Source organism: uncultured Pseudophaeobacter sp., assembly GCA_905479575.1.
In the GTDB taxonomy this organism is placed as follows: domain Bacteria; phylum Pseudomonadota; class Alphaproteobacteria; order Rhodobacterales; family Rhodobacteraceae; genus Pseudophaeobacter.
In genome coordinates this window covers 22807-43722 of the sequence record CAJQNB010000031.1, presented here as the reverse complement: position 1 = coordinate 43722, position 20916 = coordinate 22807, and the positions used below count along the sequence as shown (strand labels likewise).

Genomic DNA, 20916 nt, shown 5'->3' with positions numbered 1-20916 from the left:
GATGCGAAAGGTCGATGGCTGGGAAACCTTGGCTCAGCCCATCGCCCCGATCAGACTTGACCTCGCGGCCTGATCAGGCCCAAATCCACATGCTCGGAGAACGCCGCCAGAGAATTTCCACCAGATTCGAGACACAACCGGAGTAGACATGCAAAAATGGAAATGTAGAGCCAGCAGATGTAAGCTATTCGGACAACCTCCGCTACAGGGGGGGGGCGGCAGCCTATTTCGCCAGCGCCAGGTGATGCTTAGGCGAGCACCCAAATTTGCGGGAATAATCACGACTGAAATGTGTTGGACTTTCATAGCCGACCTCAAACCCTGCAGCCGACACAGAAGGGGTCCCTTTCAGAAGGATCTCTCTGGCCTCGATCAAGCGCAGATCTTTCTGATACTGTAGTGGCGTGGTACCCGTTACCGATTTGAAATGCTCGTGAAAAGAGGATGGGCTCATCCCTGCGATTTCGGCAAGCTCAGCCAGTCTCAAAGGTTCGCGAAAACTGCTTCTGATCTTGTTGATGGATCTGGCAATACGGCTGGCATGACTGTCAACCGATAGAAGGTTCCTCAACATGCCGCCAATAGGGGACATGAGCAGGCGAAAGTGGATTTCTTTAACAATCATCGGGCCAAGGATTTGAGCATCCAATGGCGCATCCATGAGTTCCAGATAGCGCACCATTGGCGCAATAAAGGAGGGATCGGTTGTGGTCGCAGCAAGTGCGCTGGCAGAGGCTTCATTTTGAAACATCTCGCCCACCTGATCATAGAGGCTACGCAGCAGTCCCATATCGAGCGCAAAGACCAGTGATCGATAGGGGGCGGCTTGGCTGGCCTCAAAGATCTTTGCGGTAACTGGCAGATCGTGGCTGACCAGCAGCGCATCGTTTGGCACAAGAGAGACAGAGTTTTGCCCGATGTATACTTCTTTGCGTCCCTGTAGGATTATGCAAATGAAGGGGTTGTACAGCATTGCCTCATACTCACTATCCGTATCGCGTTGAAACACATGTGCAGCGTGTAGGTGGCTTTCTGAAGCAATTCCTTTGTAATGCTCATAACGCTTTGCCAGGTGGTGCAGTTTTTCTAGTGGCATGGCTGTCTCCTTAACCCTCTCCTATCAAGCACTGTTTTTAAGATCACGGAAAATTCGAAACTTCCGGAGGAATTGGCAATTATTCCGTAGGAACTGGCAGGACATCAGGACTGTGTCGCGCCTAGATATGCTGCAGGAAACTACAGGAAAGAACATGACAGCTACTCGCATCCTTCTCGCCACTTCGCTTCTTATTGCCCCTTTCATCCAACCTCTGCTTGCGGAGACAACCAGTCAAAGCTCAGACGCGGACTGTGCCGCCACCCTGATGCACGGCGGTATCGCGCAACTCAGTGCGACCCATGCCAGCATCGAGACCTCAATCCTTGTTGAGGCCACTCCAGCAAAGGTCTGGAGCACCTTGATGGATTTTGAGGCGATGCCCGAATGGAGCACTGGAACCCTTCAGGGGATGAAGGGCGACATTCAGAATGGAGGTCAGGTGGTGGTGAACTTTCTGTTTGGCACCGATACCTCGGGCAATCCCATTCTAAATGAGATTCCACATACTTTGATCTATGAAGATGGCGAAAAAATCGGTTGGTCCGACCCGTTTCCAGACAAGATTGGCGGTGGTCATGACAATCATATCTATCGGGTTCAGGCCTGTGGGGACAAAACACTGTTCATTCAATCGGACGAAATTGTCGACAACCCTTATGCTGCCAACTTCGTTGCCCAGCTTCTTCCTGCTTATCAGAAGTTCAATGCGGAGCTTAAGGTTGCAGTAGAGAACTGACTATTCGTTACCGGCGGCGTGCGCCTCGTTCAAGAAAATCGGAATTGCGCGCCGCCTATTGTCTCACATGCCTTGGTACTAGCCGCAGCACTGGAGAGAGCTAACCAGGGCAGATGAATGTCTGCTCCGGGCTGACAGCGGCCATCTGGGTTCTATAACGAAGTGTCCATAGGTTCCGTGAACCGGGCTGAACCCATCTATCTTGCGTAGGTGGTGGAAAACTCATTAGTAAAAAGTGCTTCCCTTGCCTGAAAACAATGGCTTGAGCGAGGTGCGTGTTGTTTACACCGAAGCGGGCCAGAGTTCAGGATCCGGATCGTAAAAAAAATTTGCGAAAAGGACATTTTTGACCGCAAACTGCGGTACACTTTGCTCGTAACCCAGTGAAACTTATAAAGCGGGTTTCGCGCTGTGCGGTACACCTTGGGCTTTGAAAAAATTTTACTTTTTGGCGGTGGTGGTAGGCCCGGCAGGATTTGAACCCGCAACCAAAGCGTTATGAGCGCTCTGCTCTAACCGTTGAGCTACAGGCCCGCCTGAGGACGTGGTTAGAAAATGCCCGCAGGAAGGTCAAGCCATGATTGTAGTCGCCGGGTAACGTCGGGCAATGGAATCCTGCTGCAGGGCCTCAATCCGCTCCAAAAGCGCTGTGACGACAACCTCGTGGCGTTTGTCATAGCTATGGCGCGAGGGGTACACGGCATAGATGTCTTTGGGCTGGGGCTGATATGCGGGCAGAACTTCCTCAAACCGCCCTTCCAGCAAGGCCTCATCGAGAAACAGCCGTGGGGCGCGGGCATATCCGGTGTGGTTCGCCACCGCGCGAATGATCAAATCAGGGTCATCGGCGGTGAACCCCACATGGACCGGCGCCTGATACTCCACGCCGTCCAGGGTCAGCGGGAAAAAGCCGCCGGTCTGATCTTCGTGATGCTGAATGAACTTCAGCCGCTTCAGGTCCTCTGGCGTGCTGGGGCGTCCCACCTGATCCAGATAGGTGGGGGTGGCAAAAAGCACGGTTTCGATCTGGGCGATCTTACGGGCGGCGCCATCGCTGTCGCCCAGCGTTCCAGAGCGGATCGCCAGATCCACATTTTCGCGCAGGACATCGACCAGCCGGTCTTCCAGTTTCATCACGATATTCAGGTCGGGGTATGTCTGATTGACCTCCAGCAGCACAGGACCCAGAATAATGCGGCCAAAAAAGGTACTGGTGTTGACCCGAAAAGTGCCGGAGAGACTCTCTTTCAGCGCGCTCAGCTCGGCGCACATCAGGTCATAGCCGGACAGTAGACCCTGGGCCTGGGTATAGACCAGCTCGCCAGGGCGAGTCGGTTTTACCCCTGTTGAGGTGCGATGCAGCAACTCATGGCCCAACAGGGTTTCGAGCTGCTTGATTTGGAGGCTCATGGCGGGCTGGCTGATGCCACGGCGCTGCGCGGCTCGGTTCAAGCTGCCTTCGTCCAGGGCGATGATAAAGCTTTCCAGCAATCCCAGTCGATCCATTTTGCTATAAGTCCTGCTTATAAGAGGGATAGGCAATTTATGCCTACATAGGCCTGTTTCGGCAAACTAAGTCAGGGGTGAGGCCAAGACTAGGTCTAAATCATATTGGAGAACCTTATGACGATCAATCGTAGAACCCTACTGGGCGCCCTTACAGCGGCGCCTGCTGCTGCCTTGGTTTCGGGTCAGGCCCTGGCTCAGGATACGGCTCAAGCCACTACACAAGCCACCGCGCCGGTGACAGGGTTGCCTCCCGTTCTGCACCAGTTTTCCATTGGGGAGGCTCGTGTGACAGTGTTGTTGGATGGGCATTTGCCCTTGGGGACGCAGCTTTTTGCCAATTTTGATGCAGAGAAAGCCAATGCAGCCCTGGCTAGGGGATTGCACCAGATGACCCCTGCGGGGCTACAGATCCCGGTGCAGGCCTATCTGGTGGAGCTTGGCGACAAAAAAATCCTGATTGATGCTGGCACGGCTGATCTGATGGGGACAAACTTGGGCGCAATGGGCGCCGGATTGGCCGCCATGGGGGTGAACCCCAGCGAGATTTCCACGGTATTGCTGACCCATATGCATCCGGACCACGCAGGCGGGTTGGTTGCTGCCGATGGCACGGCGGTGTTTGCAAATGCAGAACTGGTGGTGTCACAGGTGGAATGGGAGTTCTGGCATGACGACGCCATCATGGCCTCGGTTCCGGAAAACAGCCGTGGATTTTTCCAGATGGCACGTATGACAGTTGCCCCCTATCAGAACCGGCTGCGGCTGATTGCGGGCGAAGCCTCTGTTTTGTCGGGTTTCACCGCGCTGCCGTTGCCGGGGCATACCCCTGGACATACGGGCTATATGCTGGACAGCGGCGGGCAGCAGCTGTTGTTCTGGGGCGACATCATCCACAGTACTGCGCTGCAATTTGCCTATCCGGATTGGACCATCGCCTTTGACACCGACCCGGAGCTGACGGCGGCGACGCGTCACAAAATGCTGGATCGTGCCGCTACCGATGGGCTTTTTCTGACCGGCAGCCATATCGACTTCCCGGGTCTTGGCCGGGTGCTGCGCCAGACGGAAGGCTACGCATATCAATCAGCACCGTGGCAATTTGGCCTCTGATCTCACGGCTGATTTGGCCGCTCCACCGTGCGACAGGTCGCGCACGGTGGATTCCCTTGTTTCTTTCCGGTGAGCCTTGCGATAAAGGCTGCGCAACCAGTTTTAAGGAGCCAAGAGATGACCAGCGGCAAGAACGGTTTGACCTATGCGGATGCAGGTGTGGATATTGACGCGGGCAATGCCCTGGTGGATCGCATCAAGCCCGCCGCCAAGCGCACCAATCGCTCCGGCGTGATGAGCGGCCTTGGCGGCTTTGGCGCGCTGTTTGACCTCAAGGATGCGGGCTATAGCGATCCCATCCTGGTTGGTGCCACTGATGGAGTCGGCACCAAGCTGCGTATCGCCATCGACACCGGTGTGGTCGACGGCGTCGGCATTGATCTGGTCGCCATGTGTGTCAACGATCTGGTTTGTCAGGGCGCTGAGCCACTGTTTTTCCTAGACTATTTTGCCACTGGCAAGCTGGAAACAGAAACAGCTGCGCGGATCATCGAAGGCATCGCCGAGGGCTGTGTGCGCTCTGGCTGCGCGCTGATTGGCGGTGAAACCGCTGAAATGCCGGGCATGTATCCCGAGGGAGATTTTGATCTCGCGGGCTTTGCCGTGGGCGCGATGGAGCGCGGCACCGCCTTGCCTGCGGGCGTGGTCGAGGGCGACGTGCTGTTGGGGCTGGCCTCGGATGGGGTGCATTCCAATGGCTATTCGCTGGTGCGCAAGATTGTTGAACTGTCCGGCCTTGGCTGGGAGGCGGATTCGCCCTTTAGCGACGGCACCCTGGGCGAGGCGCTGCTGACGCCAACGCGTTTGTATGTGAAACAAAGCCTGGCCGCTGTGCGGGCAGGGGGCGTGCATGCGCTGGCCCATATCACCGGCGGTGGTCTCACGGAAAACCTGCCACGGGTGCTGCCCGAAGATCTGGGCGCCGAAATCGACCTGGACAGCTGGGAACTGCCCGGTGTGTTCAAATGGATGGCCGAGGTAGGCGGTATCGCTGAGGCTGAGATGCTAAAGACCTTTAACTGCGGCATTGGCATGATCCTTTCGGTGTCCGCGGATCGCGCCGATGAGCTGGTCGATATTCTGCAGGACGAAGGCGAAACCGTCAGCCGCCTTGGCACGGTGACGGCTGGTGCTGGCATGCGCTACACAGGAAAGCTGCACACGGGCAAGCTGCTGTGAGCGACAAGAAAAAGGTGGCCATTCTGGTCTCGGGCGGCGGCTCCAACATGGTGGCGCTGATCGAGAGCATGACGGGCGACCATCCGGCCCGCCCCTGTCTGGTAATGTCAAACGACGCCGAGGCTGGCGGGCTGAAAAAGGCCGCCGCTGCGGGCATTGCCACGGCGGCGGTGGACCACCGCCCGTTTAAGGGCGATCGCGCCGCCTTTGAGGCTGAGCTGGTAAAGCCCATTCTTGAGGCTGGCGCAGATATTGTTTGCCTGGCCGGGTTCATGCGGGTTCTGACCGCGGGGTTTGTGGCACATTTTCAGGGCCGCATGCTGAATATTCACCCGTCCTTGCTGCCCAAATACAAGGGCCTGCACACCCATGCGCGCGCCTTGGAAGCGGGCGATGCAGTGCATGGCTGCACGGTGCACGAGGTCACCCCGGCGCTGGATGACGGGCCCATTTTGGGCCAGGCGCGGGTGCCTGTCTTGCCCGGAGATACCCCCGCGGATCTGGCGGCGCGGGTGCTGGTGCAGGAGCATCGGCTCTACCCGGCGGTACTGCGACGCTTTACGGCGGGGGACCGTAGCCCGGTGTTGCTGCAGGGCTGATCTGGCGGTTTGCATTGTTGGCATCAAAGGCGTATCACCATGGCCATTCCTTTGGACCAGAACACCAGAAAAGTCGTGATATATGAAAACTCTGACCACCACCGACGAGCTGCAGGCCTTTTGTGAAGAGGCGGCAAACTATCCCTACGTGACGGTGGATACCGAGTTTCTGCGCGAACGCACTTATTACTCCAAGCTTTGCCTGATCCAGATTGCCTTTTCCGGTGATGGGGAAAACGATGCAGTGTTGGTCGATCCACTGTCTGACGGCCTGTCGCTGGAACCGCTTTATACGCTGTTTCGCAATGAATCTGTGGTCAAGGTGTTCCACGCTGCCCGGCAAGATCTGGAGATCTTCTGGGTCGATGCCAGTGTTTTCCCCAAGCCGCTGTTTGATACCCAGGTTGCGGCCATGGTCTGCGGTTTTGGCGATCAGGTCGGCTATGAAACTCTGGTGCGCAAGATCGTTAAGGAAGGCGTCGACAAAAGCTCGCGCTTTACCGATTGGTCGCGGCGTCCTTTGAGCGAAGCCCAGCAGACCTATGCGCTGGCGGATGTGACCCATCTACGGCGGGTTTATGAATTTCTCGCCGCCGATCTGGAGCGCAGCGGCCGCTCGCACTGGGTTGCCGAAGAATTGCAGGTGCTGACCGATCCTGCGACCTATGACATTCAGCCGCAAGAGGCGTGGCGCCGGGTCAAAACCCGCACCTCCTCGGGGAAGTTCCTGGCTGTGGTGCGGGAACTGGCGGCCTTTCGTGAAGACTACGCCCAGACCAACAATGTTCCGCGCAACCGGGTGTTCAAGGATGACGCACTGGTTGAGCTGGCCTCGACCAAGCCACGCACCGGATCCGATCTGGGCGGCTCCCGCCTGTTGCTGCGTGAGGCCCGCAAAGGGGCCATTGCCGAAGGTATTTTGCAGGCTGTCGCCAAGGGCATTAACTGCCCGGCTGACAAACACCCCAGGGCAGATCGCAGCCGGGAAAAGATGCAGGTTAACCCGGCGTTGTCGGATCTACTGCGGGTCTTGCTGAAGGCCAAGACCGAATCCGCCGGCGTCGCCGCCAAGCTGATTGCCCCCAGCGCCGACCTGGATGCCATCGCCGCAGGGGAGCGCGACGTTGCCGCCCTGACGGGCTGGCGGCATGAGGTCTTTGGCGAGGATGCCCTGCGCCTGTGCAATGGCGAAATAGCCCTGGCTGCCAAGGGGCAATCGGTGAAAGTGGTGGCGCTGTAGTCTCTGGGCGCCCGCGAGGGGCTGACCGCAGGGGCTGCTGGTTGGCTTTCTTGCTGAATGGCCCTGCAGCTGGCTGTTTCCGCCAGTTGACGGAAACCTGGCGCTGGTAAACTGCAAATGGAAATAACAAAGCCCGGAGTGTTGTCACTCCGGGCTTTTTCAATGGGTTCTTGTCTAACCAGCCGCTTGTTCTAAGCGACCTTGGCGGCTTTAGCGGCGGCGGGTTTCGCGGGCGTTTTCGGCGCCGCTGACCCGGATTGTGCGAATACCACGCAGGTCTTGTTCTGAAAGGGTCACCGCCGCCTGAATGGTGCGACTGTGCTCGCTTCCCGCTGGGGTCGCAGACACCGGATATAAAACGTGCATGGTGTATTCTATCGTGTTCTCTGCAGTAGTGGGAACTTGCCGCAACTCTACCTCATGGGCGCCCTGACGCGAAGCAATGCCACTGGCATAGATGATTGCGCCGGTGGGGGTTGGCTCCACCCGCAGCGCGCTGATTTTGGCCACGGGAACACTCAGGTCTTCTTTTTCAGCACGGTCAAAGATGCTCTTGCGCCCTTCCTCGGCAAGCAGGGGGTTGGTGGGTTCGCTTTCGGCGGCCACAGCAACGGGTGCGGACCGTGATTTGCCGAACCAGTTTCCTGGATTAATACGTGACTCACGCCAGCCGCCACAGCCCGAAAGTATCAGCGTGCCCGCCAAGATGAGTGCCAAGGATTTACGCATGTCGTCCCGCCCGTCTTTTAAGTCTGGTTGATTGTGGTTACCCGATTGCGCGGCGCTTGAAAAGCTGTTGAAAAGCATGGACAGGCGGCTTAGGTGCTGCATTGCTGATTTCCGTCACAAACGAGGGGACGCCCGGACATGGCCAGCGCCGCATTTGAAGAGATTGTCGAAGATTTTGAATTCCTGGAAGACTGGGAAGATCGCTATCGCCATGTGATCGAACAGGGCAAGGCAATGGAGCCTTTGGAAGAAGCACTAAAGGTGCCTGCCACCAAGGTCGACGGCTGTGCCAGTCAGGTTTGGCTGCATCCAACAATCACTGACGGGCGGTTTCATTTTGACGGCGAAAGCGATGCGCTGATTGTGCGCGGTTTGATTGCGGTGCTGCGCAGCCTCTATAATGGCCTCACCCTGGCTGAAGTGGTGGCGGTGGATGCCCGGGCCGAGCTGGAGCGTTTGGGTCTGAACGAACATCTGTCGGCGCAGCGCTCCAATGGGCTGCGGGCAATGATCGAGCGCATCCGCGACACGGCGGCGGCACAGCTCTAACGCGGCGTGGTTTTGTCTGGATCGCAAGTGAGGCCCTGCCTGGTTTTGCCGCGCGCTTGCAGCTGCGCAATGTAGTCTCGCAGCAGCGATACCCGACGGGGGCGAAAGCTTTCGCCGGTTTTTGCATAGCCATCAATGCGGGTGACATGAAACATACGAAAATCCGCGCGTTTGCAGCAACAGGCCAGCAACATCACCGCATGGTCATGGTAGGACAGGGCAAGCGGATAGATGCGCCGTCGGGTCTGGGCGTCTTTTAGGTCCCGGTAGCCAATTTCCAGCGCCTCTTCGGCCCACATGGCTTCACGCAGCAGCGTCATGTCGATGGTGGGGGTTTGCGGCGCCGTAAAGCGATGCGCCAGATTGACGGCATGCATGGCCTGGCGCTGCTGCCGTTCGGGCAGGGTCGCCAGAATTTTCACCAGCGCATCACTGGCAGCCTGCGCCAGATCGCTGTCACCCCGCTGTCCCACCTCCGCCAAGCCCAGCGTCAGGGCTTCGATTTCGATCTGGGTAAAGGTCTGCGGCGGCAGGGCGGGGTCCTCGACCATGGTGTAGCCCAGGCCGGCCTCTCCCTCGATCCTGGCACCAGCGGCGCGCAGGCTGTCGATGTCGCGGTAGATGGTGCGCTCTGAGACCTCCATCGCGGCAGCCAGCCGGGCGGCGGTCACCGGCGGCGTGAGCCCTCGGATAAGATGCAGCAGACGAAACAGACGATCAGATTTGGCCATGGGGTAAGCTAAGCAATCGCTCCTGACAGAATTTGGCAGGAGCATAGCGCCATATAGCCCGCATCGACAACCAAAACCTGAAAGGTTCTTTTCTGATGCCAAAGCTATATCATTCTCCCAACACCCGCTCTTCCCGTGTCATCTCCCAGCTTATGCTGATGGGAAAGCTCGACGCGGTGGAGGTTATCTGCGTCGATATTGTCAAAAATGATGGCACGGGACGGCGGGACCCGATGAATGCCCACCCCGAAGGCAAAGTGCCGTATCTGGTCACTGATGAGGGCGAGACCCTTCGCGAGAGTGGCGCCATCATGATGTATCTGGATGAGCTGTTTGGCCAACCCTTGAGCCCCAAGATCGGCGCTCCGGGGCGGGGCAGCTACCTGAGCTGGATATGTTACTATGGCGGAGTGCTGGAGCCTGCGCTGGTGGCGCAGTTTGCTGAGGTGAACCACCCGGCGCTGGTGGGGACGTTTCGCACCCTGACCGAGGTCGGGGCGCAGCTGGAAACGGGTTTGCGGGACGGCCCGTTTCTGCTGGGCGATGACCTGACTGTGGCTGATCTCATCATGGCCTCAGCCTTTCTTTGGGCGCCGCATTTGATGCCCGACAGTACTGTGGTGAAAGCCTGGGTGGCCCGGGTGGTAGCGGCGCAGGACAGCACCGCGCTGGAGGCGTTTGAAGCAGAGGCGATACAAAGCCTGGAGGTCAAAGCCTCAGCCTAAGCCGCCTGAACCGGGACCTGGGCGGCCTGAACCAGGACCTGCACCTGCACCTGGGACTGAGGGAGGGGGAAATCCCTTCCCTCAGGTTTTGGCCGTGCCCCAGTGCAGCACCGCGTCTTGCAGCTCGCCATAGCCTGTGTGCCGGTGTTCAAAGGCCAGCCCCATGCGGGTAGCGCAGTCTTGCGCCTTTGCCAGCAGCGCCGGATCGCTGAGCTGCGACTGGTAGACCAGCTTGGTGTAGTTGCCGAAAATCATGTCGCGCAGCTCGGGGTTCTTGTCCAGCCCCATGGGTTTCCAGATGAAGGCATCAAACTGTTTCACCAGAAAATCCGTGAGATAGAATGCGGTGATTTCGCCAGCCTCGGCGTGTTGTGCAAACTGTTCGTTGCCCTCAAAGAAGGAATAGCAATGGGGCCCGGGCACCATCTCCACGCCCAGCTCGTCGCATTTTTGCTTGAGCTCCCCACCGGTGCCGCAATCTGCATAGACAACACAGATCTTGTCGTAGGTACCGCGATGTTTCAAAACCGCGCCTTCAACCGCAAGGGTGATCTGATCGGGGTAAAGGTGCAGCTTGGCGGGCAGGCAGGTGAGGTCGATGTGATCCAGCCCGTTGATGTCGGTGATGGCGAGGATTTCACGCGCCAAGGCGCCGCAGGCGATCAGCAGGATACGGCCGTGTTTCTTTTCAGGGGCAGCCAGACCCTGTTCTGTGAGGGAGCTTTCCTCAAGCGTGCGCCCAGTGGGGGGGCGAAATGCAGCCCGCTCGGTTAAGCGGACTGCACGTCCTTTGCGTGCCAAATCAGGCGCTCATCTGGTTGTGCTTGCGCGCAACAAAATCCTTGGCCATTTCCACTGCAACAGCGGCGTCCCGGCAATAGCCGTCAGCGCCGATTGCTTTGCCAAACTCTTCGTTCAACGGTGCGCCGCCAACCAGAACAACATAATCGTCGCGCTTGCCTTGTTCGATCATCGTGTCGATCACCACTTTCATGTAGGGCATGGTGGTGGTCAGCAGGGCGGACATGCCCAGGATGTCGGGGTTATGCTCTTCCAGCGCTTCCAGGTAGTTTTCGACCGGGTTGTTGATGCCCAGGTCCACCACCTCAAAACCAGCGCCTTCCATCATCATCGAGACCAGATTTTTGCCGATGTCGTGGATGTCGCCTTTGACGGTGCCAATCACCATCGAGCCCATACGTGGCGCGCCAGTCGCCGCCAGCAGAGGTTTCAGGATCGCCATGCCGCCCTTCATCGCGTTTGCCGCCAGCAGAACTTCTGGAACAAACAGGATGCCATCGCGGAAGTCAGCGCCAACAATGGTCATGCCGCCAACCAGCGCTTCTGTCAGCACCTTATAGGGCTCCCAGTCGCGCGACAGAAGGATCTGAACACCTTCTTCGATTTCTTCCTTCATACCGTCATAAAGGTCATCAAACATCTGTTGGACAAGTTCTTCGTCGTCCAGTTCCGCCAGGATGATTTCTTCTTCTTCTGACATGCGCCTATTCCTTGAGTGGGCGGGGAGTCCCCGGCGTGGCATCGTTGTGCCGACTATTGGGCCATATTGCCGCGTCGAGACTGCATTATTTGCGACATTGCCATTGTCTGGACCGACCTATAGGGCCAAAATATGCAGATTAATAATGAAGAATTCGCAAGGAAATCTTCGATTTCGCGGGTTTGTTCTTCATTTGTTCCAAAATCACTGCCACAATGGGTGAATGGAACAGATGATTCACTCCCCCGCGCTGCGTCGCAAAGCCCGCGCCAGCCTCAGCAATGCGTCAAGCCGCTTTGATTTGGGCCGCGAGTCCGTTGACGATGGCTGGGAACAAGAGCAGCCCCCTGAGGTGATTCCCACCGAAATTCGGCTCGAACAGGTCCGCAGCGCCATTTCATACAACCGCTCACCGGATCTGCCCTTTGATCGCTCGGTCAATCCGTACCGGGGCTGTGAACACGGCTGCATCTATTGTTTTGCCCGCCCCAGTCACGCCTATCTTGGCCTGTCGCCGGGGTTGGATTTCGAAACCCGTCTGATTGCCCGTCCCAATGTGGCGCAGGTGCTGCGACAGGAGCTGTCAAAGCCGCGCTACAAGGTGGCAACCCTGGCCATGGGCACCAATACCGACCCCTATCAGCCTTGCGAGCGTGACCACGGCCTGGCGCGGGCCTGCCTGGAGGTGCTGCGGGACTTCAACCATCCGATTGCCATTGTCACCAAGGGTAGCCTGATTGAGCGCGATCTTGCTATTCTGTCGGATATGGCAACCAAGGGCCTGGTGCGGGTCGGAATCTCTGTCACCACCCTGGACCCGGAGCTGTCGCGGCGGATGGAGCCGCGTGCACCGACGCCTGCGCGGAGGCTGGCGGTGATCAACCGTCTGTCTGATGCAGGCGTGCCGGTTCGTCTGATGGCCTCACCTGTGGTGCCGGGGCTGACGGATCACGAGCTGGAGGCCCTCCTGGCTGCTGGTGCTTCTGCGGGCGCGGATGCGGCCAGCTGGATCATGCTGCGGTTGCCGCGCGAAGTGTCGGAGCTGTGGCAGGACTGGCTGGCGGAACATGAACCCGGTCGTGCGGCAAAGGTGATGGCACGGCTGCGAGAAATGCATGGCGGGCGTGACTATGACCCTTGCTGGGGGCAACGCATGCGCGGCGAGGGGGAATACGCCGCCATGATCGGGCGCCGATTCAATGCAGCCTGTCGGCGGTTGGGGCTTGCGGAGCGTCAGCCAGATCTCACAACGGATCTGTTTGAACGGCCTCCCCAACCGGGGGATCAGCTCGGGCTGTTTTGATTTGTCTTTCGCTGTGCCGATGGCGCTTTCGTGGGCGGTAGTGGCTTTGTTGCGCAAATCCTCTGAAGGACAGCCTCCCCCTTTCCCGGACGGAGTTAGAGTTATCCTGCGGGCTTTGTGACAGGTATGCCAAGAGCGGTGTAGCGGTTCAATACGGCGATCCGGATTTGGATCTCAGCGACCTGTCGGTCGAAGTCTCGGGCCATCAAGGATTGGCCCAATTGCTTCACACAGTGCATATTGGTCTCGACGCGGCTACTGCGGTGATACCCGCTCCATCGCTTCCAAATGGTTCGACCGAGGTAGCGCGAGGCATCCACTGCATCGTTCCGAGCGATGGCTCCGGCCGTGGTGGGTTACTGAAACTCTGTTGTCGCCCGGGGCTTACTATTCGGCGGCGGAACCCAGACCATCTCGGGGGCGAACCAAATGGACAGCGATCCGCGCCGCTTCAACGCCGTGTTATACGACGGCCAGTTCTTGGTCTTGTATTTTGTGGGTGACCAACTGCTCATTCCCGCCAGCTATCATGCTGGATTCACGCAGTGAATCCCTGAAGCGATTTGTGCAACAAAGCCTCTGGGGGGGCAGAAAAGGATTCGTCTGCTGCTTTGTCAGCCCCACATCCAAGGCTGTCACTGTCGCCAAATTGGCAGGTCGTGTCGCGACACGCACGGATATTTCACAGGTCCCGATCCGGCAGGGAATAGCCGCTTTGGCGGTATCGTTGCCACCAGACGCGGTGGCAACGATGTGGGGTTTCAGCTTAACGCTTTAGCTGCGACGGCGGCTTCCGCGGCGGGAGCGGCGTTCGCTCGCGGCCTTTTCCTCTTCACCAGTGCCATCGCTGGCAGAGGTAAAGGGGCCTAGCACTTCGACAATTTTCTCCAGGCTTGGGCGGTCTCCACGGGGGCGGGTGTCCAGGGCCTGGCGCATGGCCCGCAGGTGCTCCGGCATGGTGCCACAACAGCCACCGATGATTTTAGCACCAGAATCCCGCGCCATGACGGCATATTCGCCCATCAGTTCGGGGGTACCATCATAGTGGATGTGCCCATCAACGTATTTTGGAATGCCGGCATTGCCCTTGGAAATGATCGGCCGTTCCGTGCCCTGGGCGGCAAAGCCCAGAACGGTACGCAGAATATCCGACGACCCGGTGCCGCAGTTGGCGCCAAAGGCCAGCGGTGGATTGGGCAGATCCTCAACCAGCTGGGCCAGATCGGCAGAGGTGACGCCCATCATGGTGCGCCCGGCGGTGTCAAAGCTCATGGTGCCACACCAGGGCATATCTGCCAGGGCAAAGGCCTCGGCGGCGGCGCGAAATTCTTCGGGGGCTGAAATGGTCTCAACCCAGAGCACGTCAACACCGCCTTCTTTCAGGGCTTCGGCTTGCTCGTGGAACATTTCGACAGCCAGTTCGTGGCTCAACTCACCCACAGGCAACATGATTTCACCAGTGGGACCAACCGAGCCTGCAACAGCGATCTTGCGATTGGCCTTATCGGCAACTTCGCGACCCAGTTCTGCAGCGGCGCGGTTGAGTTCCCGCACCCGCCCCTGAGCGTCATGCAGTTTCAAACGGGCAGCGGTGCCACCAAAGCTGTTGGTCAGGAACAGGTCACTGCCTGCATCCACCGAGCCCTGGTACAGCGCCATGATCTTTTTGGGTTCATCCGTATTCCACAGCTCGGGCGCATCCCCGGACTGCAACCCCATGTTAAAGAGATTGGTGCCCGTGGCGCCATCGGCAAGAAGGACGTCTTTTTCCATTAGGAATTCGGCAAAAAAATTGGTCATCGGTATGTCCTGTAAAAGGAGAGGCAAGTGTCGGCTGTTCTTCGGTCTGCTTGGCTGTCGGTTGCACTATTTGTCACAGATCTACGCCAGAAACCATAGGCCGCCAAGGATTAGACGTGCTGTGTCATGGCAGAGCCGGGAGCGCAAATGCATATTCCTCAACTAGATTATGAGGCACGCGCAGCAGAATGCGCTGATCCTGGCTGACCCTCCTGTGCGCTCTGCCAGGCTAGTGTTTCGGCGTCTCGGTCTGTGCCCGGGTTGCCGTTTTGCCTGCGCAGCAGCGCCAGGCTGGCGGGGTGAACCGGGCCAGGGCGATGGATCAGGCGGAAAAGTTCAAATCCGGCGATTGCCATATCAGCCCAGGTTGGGCAGGCCATGTAGCGGGGCTGCCAGTCCGGTGCAAAGCAGGCTTTGAACCTGCGCAGGCCCTGGTCCATGCGGGGGGCTAAGCGGTGATCGGGGACGGCTGCCAGTGACAGGCGCGGAATCTCGTCTTCCCGTGCGGCAGCAATGGCTGCACGCAGCATGATATGGCCCGTCCCATCGGGGGCATTTGGGCAGATGCGGATCAGATCAAGGCACCATTCTGTTTCAGCAGTGTGCAGGCTGACAAAACCGATAATGCGCTCCTCCTGCCACGCGAGAAAGACCCGCTGCATGGTCAGGTAATTGGCCTCAAACCGGCCCATGGTGGTGCCATGGGCACTGCCGTGGCGATCCTGCCAGACTTGATCCAGGGCTGCCATTTGGTCCAATGGCAGGTTGGGTGGTGCGGGGCGGACGCTAATGCCGGCTTTTTCCGCATGGCGCAGTTTGCGCCGCAATTGGCGATGGTTGGATCCGGATTCGCTGAAATGTATCGGCGAGACCACGGCTTCGGCGGCGATCCGCAACACCGCCCAGCCGGCTTGCCGCGCCGCCAAGGCGTTGCGGGCCGAACATTTGTAAAAACAGGGTGCCGTATTGCGCTGACGTGCATATCGCTGCAACGGCGTGAGAGTTTCTTTGAGATTGCCGATCATCGGGTCAAACAGCGCCACAGAGATTTGCAGACTGTCCAACAGTGCCAGCTGGTTAAACCCAAAGGCCTGAATATGGCCGCCATTTTGGCGGATTACGCCACTTTCTGCCCGCAGCCGGTGGTGGGGCAGGGTCTCGGCTGAGCGTTGCTGTGCCCCCAACAGATCCGGATCCGTGAGCGGCGCGCGGGTGGATTTGAGCCGCTCTGGCACAACCATCACGACGCAGGCGATGGCTGCGGGCAGGGCGTAGTAGACCAGCCGAAACGCCAGCAGTGCAGCCAGCAGGCCAGCGCTGTCATGTGCGGGCAGTAGGGAAAAGACCATCAGTTCCAAAGGGCCAGTGCCGCCAGGCGCAGAGGACAGGATCGCGGCGCCCAGGGCGATGGCATAGACCACCAGCAAAGTGGCCCAAGAAATGTCAAGCGAGGCGGGCAACAACATCCAGAGTGCCGTGCCAGCAGCCGTGACATCAATGAGCGCCCAGACCAAAAGCGCCGCCATGGCCGTCAGCGAGGGCCAACGCAATGACACAGACCCGAGGTCCAGTCGGGGGGCTACAAAGCTGAGCAGACTGGCGGCGAGGGCGGCGGTGATCAGCAGGGCGCCTATGGGGGGGAACCAGGCAAAGACCGGAAACAGGACCATGGCAATGCCGCAAATCACTGTCAGTGCGGCCAGAAAAGTAAGCCCGACGAGGCCAGTCAGCTGCGCAGCCTGCATCGCGGTCAATCCCGGCACCAACCGCCAGCGGGCGTAGGCCCCGGTCAGCAACCCAAAGCCGACCAATTGCGAAAAGGCAATCGCGGCCATCCCGGCGCGGCGCGCCTGTGGACCATCCAGGCCAGTTTGCAGATGCCGGTGGGCCACGGAATCATAGCGCCCCAAGGCCCAAAAACTGACCGCTGTTGCACTACAGGCCGCCAGCCATTGCCACATTTGTAAGCCGCCAAGCAGACCGCCGAGATCCGCAAGGGAGGGCAGCTCAATGCGGGTGAAAATCGCCCAAAGGCAGAGGCCTGCCATCGCAAAGGGCACTGTCATGCGCAGGACGTGAAGAGGCAGTCCTGCCGAGGGGGATTTGAGGCTCTGCATTTTGGTCTTTCTGCGAGGCCCGGAAGGGGCAGAAAAGCCAATCTAGCAAGCTCAGGTTTGTGTGACGTTAACTGCGCTTGCCCAGAGGCACCTGTTTTATCAAACGCAGCGGCCCTATAGGGGCAGCATATTCTGGCGGGACTTTGCTGGTTTTTAATCAAGCGGGGCTGGAAACGTCTTGGTGAGAACCCCTTTGGGGGTGGTCAAAACTGCTGGCGTTTTGCGCGCGATCTGCTTTCGCCGCGTGTTTGCCTGCGACAATAGATCTAAAACCGGGTCTATAGATCTAAAACCGGGTCTATTCGACTGGTTTGCGCCACCATACTTGCAGCATTTCACCCCTTGCCCTATGAGAGCGGCAAGAAACCGGGCCGGGATTCCTGGCCTTTACCTCGAAAGGTTCCTCATGGCACGTCGCAAAAAGATCTACGAAGGCAAAGCCAAAACACTGTATGAAGGTCCGGAACCCGGCACCATCGTGCAGTATTTCAAGGATGATGCCACTGCTTTCAATGCCGAAAAGAAAGACGTGATCGAAGGCAAGGGGGTTCTGAACAACCTGCTGAGCGAATATTTCATGAAGGGGTTGGGCCAGATTGGTGTTCCAACGCATTTCCTGAAACGGTTGAATATGCGCGAACAATTGGTGCGCTCTTGCGAGATCATTCCGCTGGAAGTGATCGTGCGCAACTATGCGGCGGGCAGCATGTCCAAACGGCTGGGCATTGACGAGGGCACACAGCTGCCGCGGCCCATTGTGGAATATTGCTACAAGGACGACGCCCTGGGGGATCCGCTGGTCACCGAAGAGCACATTGCCGCCTTTGGCTGGGCCAGCCAGCAGGATATGGATGATATTCTCAGCCTGGCACTGCGGGTGAATGACTTTATGTCCGGGGTGATGCTGGCCGTGGGTATTCGTCTGGTGGATTTCAAAATCGAGATTGGCCGCGTCTATGACGGTGATTTTCAGCGCCTGGTGGTGGCCGATGAGATCAGCCCCGACAGCTGCCGCCTGTGGGATATCGAGACAGGCCAGAAACTGGACAAAGACGTGTTCCGGCGCGATCTGGGCAGCCTGACCGATGCCTATAGTGAAGTGGCGCGTCGCCTTGGCGTGATGCCGAACAACCCGCCAGCCCCCAGCAAGCCAACGTTGGTGAACTGATCTGGTGAGGTGAAATTCCCCACTCCCGCCAATCGGATCGGGGCTGGGTCCTACTTTTCTGCAAAGGGCGCGACCAGGGGTCCGCTCCCATCGAAGCTGAGGAACGACACGATGAAGGCACGGGTGCATGTTATGCTGAAGAACGGGGTTCTGGATCCACAGGGTGAGGCCGTGCGCCACGCGCTTGGGGCTCTGGGCTTTGACAAGGTTGAAGGTGTGCGGCAGGGCAAGGTGATTGATCTTGATCTCACCGCAGGCGCCACTGAGGCCGATGTCACCGAGATGTGCGAAAAGCTGCTCGCCAATACCGTGATCGAATCCTACAGCATCGAGATGAAGTGATGAAAGCAGCCGTCGTCGTATTTCCCGGATCCAATTGCGACCGCGATCTTGCGGTTGCCTTTGAACAGGCCGGTTTTGATGTCTCCATGGTCTGGCACAAGGACAGCGTCCTGCCTGAAGGTATTGATATCGTAGGCGTTCCCGGTGGCTTCTCCTATGGGGATTACCTGCGCTGTGGCGCCATTGCGGCGCAATCGCCAATCTGCCGGGCGGTTGTGGAACATGCCGATCGTGGCGGCTATGCCATGGGTGTTTGCAACGGCTTTCAGATCCTCACAGAGACCGGCGTTTTGCCGGGGGCACTGCTGCGCAATGCCGGGCTGAAATACATCTGCCGCACCGTTGATCTGCAGGTCGCCACCGAGCAGAGCGTCTTTACCCAGGGCTATGCCAAGGGCGATGTGATTGGCATCCCGATCGCGCATCACGATGGCAATTACTTTGCCGATGCCGAGACCCTTGCGGCGCTGAAGGATCAGGACCGTATCGCCTTTACCTATGCCGACAACCCTAATGGGTCGGTGGACGATATTGCCGGCATCCTGTCGGAAAACCGTCGTGTGCTTGGCATGATGCCGCATCCGGAACGCGCCGCCGACGAAGGCCACGGTGGCACCGATGGAACGGCAGTCTTTCGCGCATTGGCCGGTATTGTCGCCGCTGCGTGACTTGAGCTCCTGCGGCGCCAGGAATAGGATTGTCCTATGAATGCGCCGCAGACACCCAAAACACCCCCAGAAAAAGAGACCGGATCGCGTACCATTCCCTGGGGCGCGCGGCTGGCGCTGTTGCTGTTCATGGGGGTTGCAGCTGTCACTGTCTGGGTGACAAACCAGCAGTTGACTCATCGCTTTACCGACAGCACCCGCAACCGCGGCGAGCTACGGCTGGCGCTGTATTCTGGCAACCTGGTCAGCGAGTTGCGCCGCCATGCCATCGTGCCGCAGCTGTTGGCGCGGGATCAGACGCTGATTGCGGCGTTGCAAAGCCAGGATTTCTCGCTGTCAACGCAGCGCTTGCTTTCTTTTATTGATGAGATCGGCGCAAACTCGATCATGCTGATGGCCAGCGATGGCCGCACGGTTGCGGCGACCAATCGCAATCGCTTGGGCGAAAATCACCGTAATGAGGCCTATTTTGTTGATGCTGCCCGCGCCAGATCCACGGTGTTTTCGGTAATCAAGCGCGAGGTGGGCGGGTATCGTTTCACCTATTCACGCCGCATGGTTGATACCTCTGGACTGTTGGGGGTGATCGTCATCGAGGTCGACCTGCGCAAGTTTGAGCGGGCCTGGGCCGGGGTGTCGGATGCGGTGATGGTCACTGACAGCAGGGGCAATATCGTGCTCGCCACCGAGGCGCGCTGGCGGGGTCTGAAAGAAGAGGAGGCGCTGGTCCTGCAAACGCCCGAAAGCGCCATTCAGCGCGCCATCCGGGCGACGGCGGACTGGAGCACCCTGCCACCGGATGCCTATTTGCAGGGCGAAGCGGTAATGCGGCTGGAAAACCGGGTGCCGTTTCAGGGCTGGCGAATGACCTCTTTCACCACCTTCGCCTCGATCCGCGAGAAGGTGAACGCGGTATTGGCGCTGGAAATCATGGGATTCGCCATCCTGCTGGCGCTGGCCTTTTATGCACTGAGCCGGAAGACGGCGATCCGGATGGCGCTGTTCCAGCGCGAGTCGGCGGAGCTTCGCGTATTGAACGCGCGCTTGCAGCGGGAAATTGCCGAGCGTGAGCGCATGCAAAAGACCCTCGCCGTGGCCGAACAAAGCCTGGCGCAGAGCTCCAAACTCGCCGCCCTGGGGGAGATGTCTGCGGCTGTCAGCCACGAGTTGAACCAGCCCCTGGCGGCAATGAAAACCTACCTCGCCGGGGCGCGGCTTTTGCTCAATCGCAACCGCCCTGACGAGGCGCTGGCCTCCTTTGGGCGGATTGATGATCTGATTGAGCGCATGGGCGCCATTACCCGGCAGCTGAAATCCTATGCCCGCAAGGGGGGCGATGCGTTCAGCCCTGTAAACCTTGGCGATGCGCTGGCCTCCAGCCTGTCGATGATGGAACCGCAACTGCGGCAGCGCCACGTCAAAATCACCCGCATTCTGCCCGAAGATCCGGTTTTTGTCATGGCGGATCGCATGCGGCTGGAACAGGTGATGGTCAACCTCTTGCGCAATGCCCTGGATGCTACCAAATCGGTGGAGGAGCCGGAGGTCGAGATCCTGTTGGCCGCAGGGGAGACCGCGACCCTGACGGTGCGCGACAATGGGGTGGGGATCGAGGATTTTGGCAGCTTGTTTGATCCGTTCTACACCACCAAACAGGCCGGCGACGGGGTCGGGCTGGGGCTTGCCATCTCCTCTGGGATCGTCAACGACCTAGGGGGCCGGCTCGCGGCGCGCAACGGGCAAAAAAACGGCGCCGTGTTTGAGATGCAATTGCCGATCCTTGTGGACGGCATCGAGGCCGCTGAATAGCG

At 58.7% G+C, this 20916-nt stretch carries 20 protein-coding genes, 1 tRNA gene and 1 pseudogene; 12 read left to right on the top strand and 10 right to left on the bottom strand.

Translation table 11 applies throughout. The features are described 5' to 3' along the window. Positions 1-223: 223 nt before the first annotated feature. A complete protein-coding gene (locus tag QZ268_RS09935) occupies positions 224-1096 on the bottom strand; it encodes an AraC family transcriptional regulator (RefSeq protein WP_295451700.1) in 873 nt (290 codons plus the stop codon). Positions 1097-1250: 154 nt separating this feature from the next. Between QZ268_RS09935 and QZ268_RS09930 the strand changes: the two genes are divergently transcribed. Further along, complete coding sequence (locus QZ268_RS09930) at positions 1251-1835, top strand: SRPBCC family protein (RefSeq protein WP_295451698.1); 585 nt, start codon at positions 1251-1253, stop codon at positions 1833-1835. Between the two features lie 458 nt (positions 1836-2293). Here QZ268_RS09930 and QZ268_RS09925 read toward each other — a convergent pair. After that, positions 2294-2369, bottom strand: a tRNA-Ile gene (locus QZ268_RS09925). Between the two features lie 36 nt (positions 2370-2405). Continuing rightward, positions 2406-3341, bottom strand: a complete 936-nt coding sequence (locus QZ268_RS09920; RefSeq protein ID WP_295451696.1) for a LysR family transcriptional regulator — start codon at positions 3339-3341, stop codon at positions 2406-2408. Between the two features lie 117 nt (positions 3342-3458). On the opposite strand from QZ268_RS09920, the gene QZ268_RS09915 reads away from it, so the two are divergent. The 4 genes from QZ268_RS09915 (at position 3459) to rnd (ending at position 7472) form a co-directional block, all read left to right on the top strand. Continuing rightward, entirely contained in the window at positions 3459-4454 is a 996-nt protein-coding gene (locus QZ268_RS09915) for an MBL fold metallo-hydrolase (protein ID WP_295451693.1), read from the top strand. A gap of 117 nt (positions 4455-4571) precedes the next feature. Then, the gene (purM, locus tag QZ268_RS09910) at positions 4572-5633 is read left to right on the top strand and encodes a phosphoribosylformylglycinamidine cyclo-ligase (RefSeq protein WP_295451691.1); all 1062 of its coding nucleotides are present in this window, start codon (positions 4572-4574) and stop codon (positions 5631-5633) included. Beyond that, positions 5630-6232: a phosphoribosylglycinamide formyltransferase gene (gene purN, locus QZ268_RS09905; RefSeq protein ID WP_295451687.1), complete on the top strand. Its 603-nt coding sequence runs from the start codon at positions 5630-5632 to the stop codon at positions 6230-6232. Before purM ends, purN begins: the two co-directional genes overlap by 4 nt. Positions 6233-6314: 82 nt before the next feature. Then, on the top strand, positions 6315-7472 hold the full coding sequence (gene rnd / locus QZ268_RS09900) for a ribonuclease D (RefSeq protein WP_295451685.1): 1158 nt from the start codon (positions 6315-6317) through the stop codon (positions 7470-7472). Between the two features lie 210 nt (positions 7473-7682). On the opposite strand, the gene QZ268_RS09895 is transcribed toward rnd, so the two are convergent. Beyond that, complete coding sequence (locus tag QZ268_RS09895; protein ID WP_295451682.1) at positions 7683-8201, bottom strand: hypothetical protein; 519 nt, start codon at positions 8199-8201, stop codon at positions 7683-7685. 138 nt (positions 8202-8339) lie between these two features. Here QZ268_RS09895 and QZ268_RS09890 point away from each other — a divergent pair, with 138 nt between their 5' ends. Beyond that, positions 8340-8750: a SufE family protein gene (locus QZ268_RS09890; RefSeq protein ID WP_295451681.1), complete on the top strand. Its 411-nt coding sequence runs from the start codon at positions 8340-8342 to the stop codon at positions 8748-8750. On the opposite strand, the gene QZ268_RS09885 is transcribed toward QZ268_RS09890, so the two are convergent. After that, positions 8747-9481 (bottom strand): YafY family protein, encoded by a 735-nt coding sequence (locus QZ268_RS09885; RefSeq protein ID WP_295451675.1) that lies wholly within the window; start codon positions 9479-9481, stop codon positions 8747-8749. The two genes, QZ268_RS09890 and QZ268_RS09885, sit on opposite strands and share 4 nt — an antisense overlap. Positions 9482-9576: 95 nt before the next feature. Between QZ268_RS09885 and QZ268_RS09880 the strand changes: the two genes are divergently transcribed. After that, the gene (locus QZ268_RS09880) at positions 9577-10206 is read left to right on the top strand and encodes a glutathione S-transferase family protein (protein ID WP_295451668.1); all 630 of its coding nucleotides are present in this window, start codon (positions 9577-9579) and stop codon (positions 10204-10206) included. An 81-nt stretch (positions 10207-10287) separates the two neighbouring features. Here QZ268_RS09880 and QZ268_RS09875 read toward each other — a convergent pair whose 3' ends face one another. Further along, a complete protein-coding gene (locus tag QZ268_RS09875; protein WP_295451665.1) occupies positions 10288-11007 on the bottom strand; it encodes a DUF1638 domain-containing protein in 720 nt (239 codons plus the stop codon). A 1-nt stretch (position 11008) separates the two neighbouring features. Next, the gene (locus QZ268_RS09870; RefSeq protein WP_295451662.1) at positions 11009-11707 is read right to left on the bottom strand and encodes a corrinoid protein; all 699 of its coding nucleotides are present in this window, start codon (positions 11705-11707) and stop codon (positions 11009-11011) included. Between the two features lie 223 nt (positions 11708-11930). Here QZ268_RS09870 and QZ268_RS09865 point away from each other — a divergent pair, with 223 nt between their 5' ends. Then, positions 11931-13010 carry a PA0069 family radical SAM protein gene (locus tag QZ268_RS09865; protein WP_295451660.1) on the top strand — a complete coding sequence of 360 codons (1080 nt, stop codon included), beginning with the start codon at positions 11931-11933 and terminating at the stop codon, positions 13008-13010. Positions 13011-13111: 101 nt separating this feature from the next. On the opposite strand, the pseudogene QZ268_RS09860 reads toward QZ268_RS09865, so the two are convergent. The 3 genes and pseudogenes from QZ268_RS09860 to QZ268_RS09850 form a co-directional block, all read right to left on the bottom strand. Next, positions 13112-13465, bottom strand: a pseudogene (locus QZ268_RS09860) (hypothetical protein). A 319-nt stretch (positions 13466-13784) separates the two neighbouring features. After that, positions 13785-14810: a betaine--homocysteine S-methyltransferase gene (gene bmt, locus QZ268_RS09855; protein ID WP_295451657.1), complete on the bottom strand. Its 1026-nt coding sequence runs from the start codon at positions 14808-14810 to the stop codon at positions 13785-13787. Positions 14811-14977: 167 nt separating this feature from the next. Beyond that, on the bottom strand, positions 14978-16927 hold the full coding sequence (locus QZ268_RS09850; RefSeq protein ID WP_295451654.1) for a phosphatidylglycerol lysyltransferase domain-containing protein: 1950 nt from the start codon (positions 16925-16927) through the stop codon (positions 14978-14980). A 406-nt stretch (positions 16928-17333) separates the two neighbouring features. Between QZ268_RS09850 and purC the strand changes: the two genes are divergently transcribed. From purC to QZ268_RS09830, 4 genes are all read left to right on the top strand, one after another. Next, complete coding sequence (gene purC, locus QZ268_RS09845; protein WP_027240575.1) at positions 17334-18095, top strand: phosphoribosylaminoimidazolesuccinocarboxamide synthase; 762 nt, start codon at positions 17334-17336, stop codon at positions 18093-18095. 111 nt (positions 18096-18206) lie between these two features. Next, the gene (gene purS, locus QZ268_RS09840; RefSeq protein WP_027240574.1) at positions 18207-18437 is read left to right on the top strand and encodes a phosphoribosylformylglycinamidine synthase subunit PurS; all 231 of its coding nucleotides are present in this window, start codon (positions 18207-18209) and stop codon (positions 18435-18437) included. Continuing rightward, positions 18437-19105, top strand: a complete 669-nt coding sequence (gene purQ / locus QZ268_RS09835; RefSeq protein WP_295451648.1) for a phosphoribosylformylglycinamidine synthase subunit PurQ — start codon at positions 18437-18439, stop codon at positions 19103-19105. Before purS ends, purQ begins: the two co-directional genes overlap by 1 nt. Before the next feature lie 36 nt (positions 19106-19141). Continuing rightward, complete coding sequence (locus tag QZ268_RS09830; protein ID WP_295451645.1) at positions 19142-20914, top strand: ATP-binding protein; 1773 nt, start codon at positions 19142-19144, stop codon at positions 20912-20914. The last annotated feature ends 2 nt before the right edge of the window (positions 20915-20916 follow it).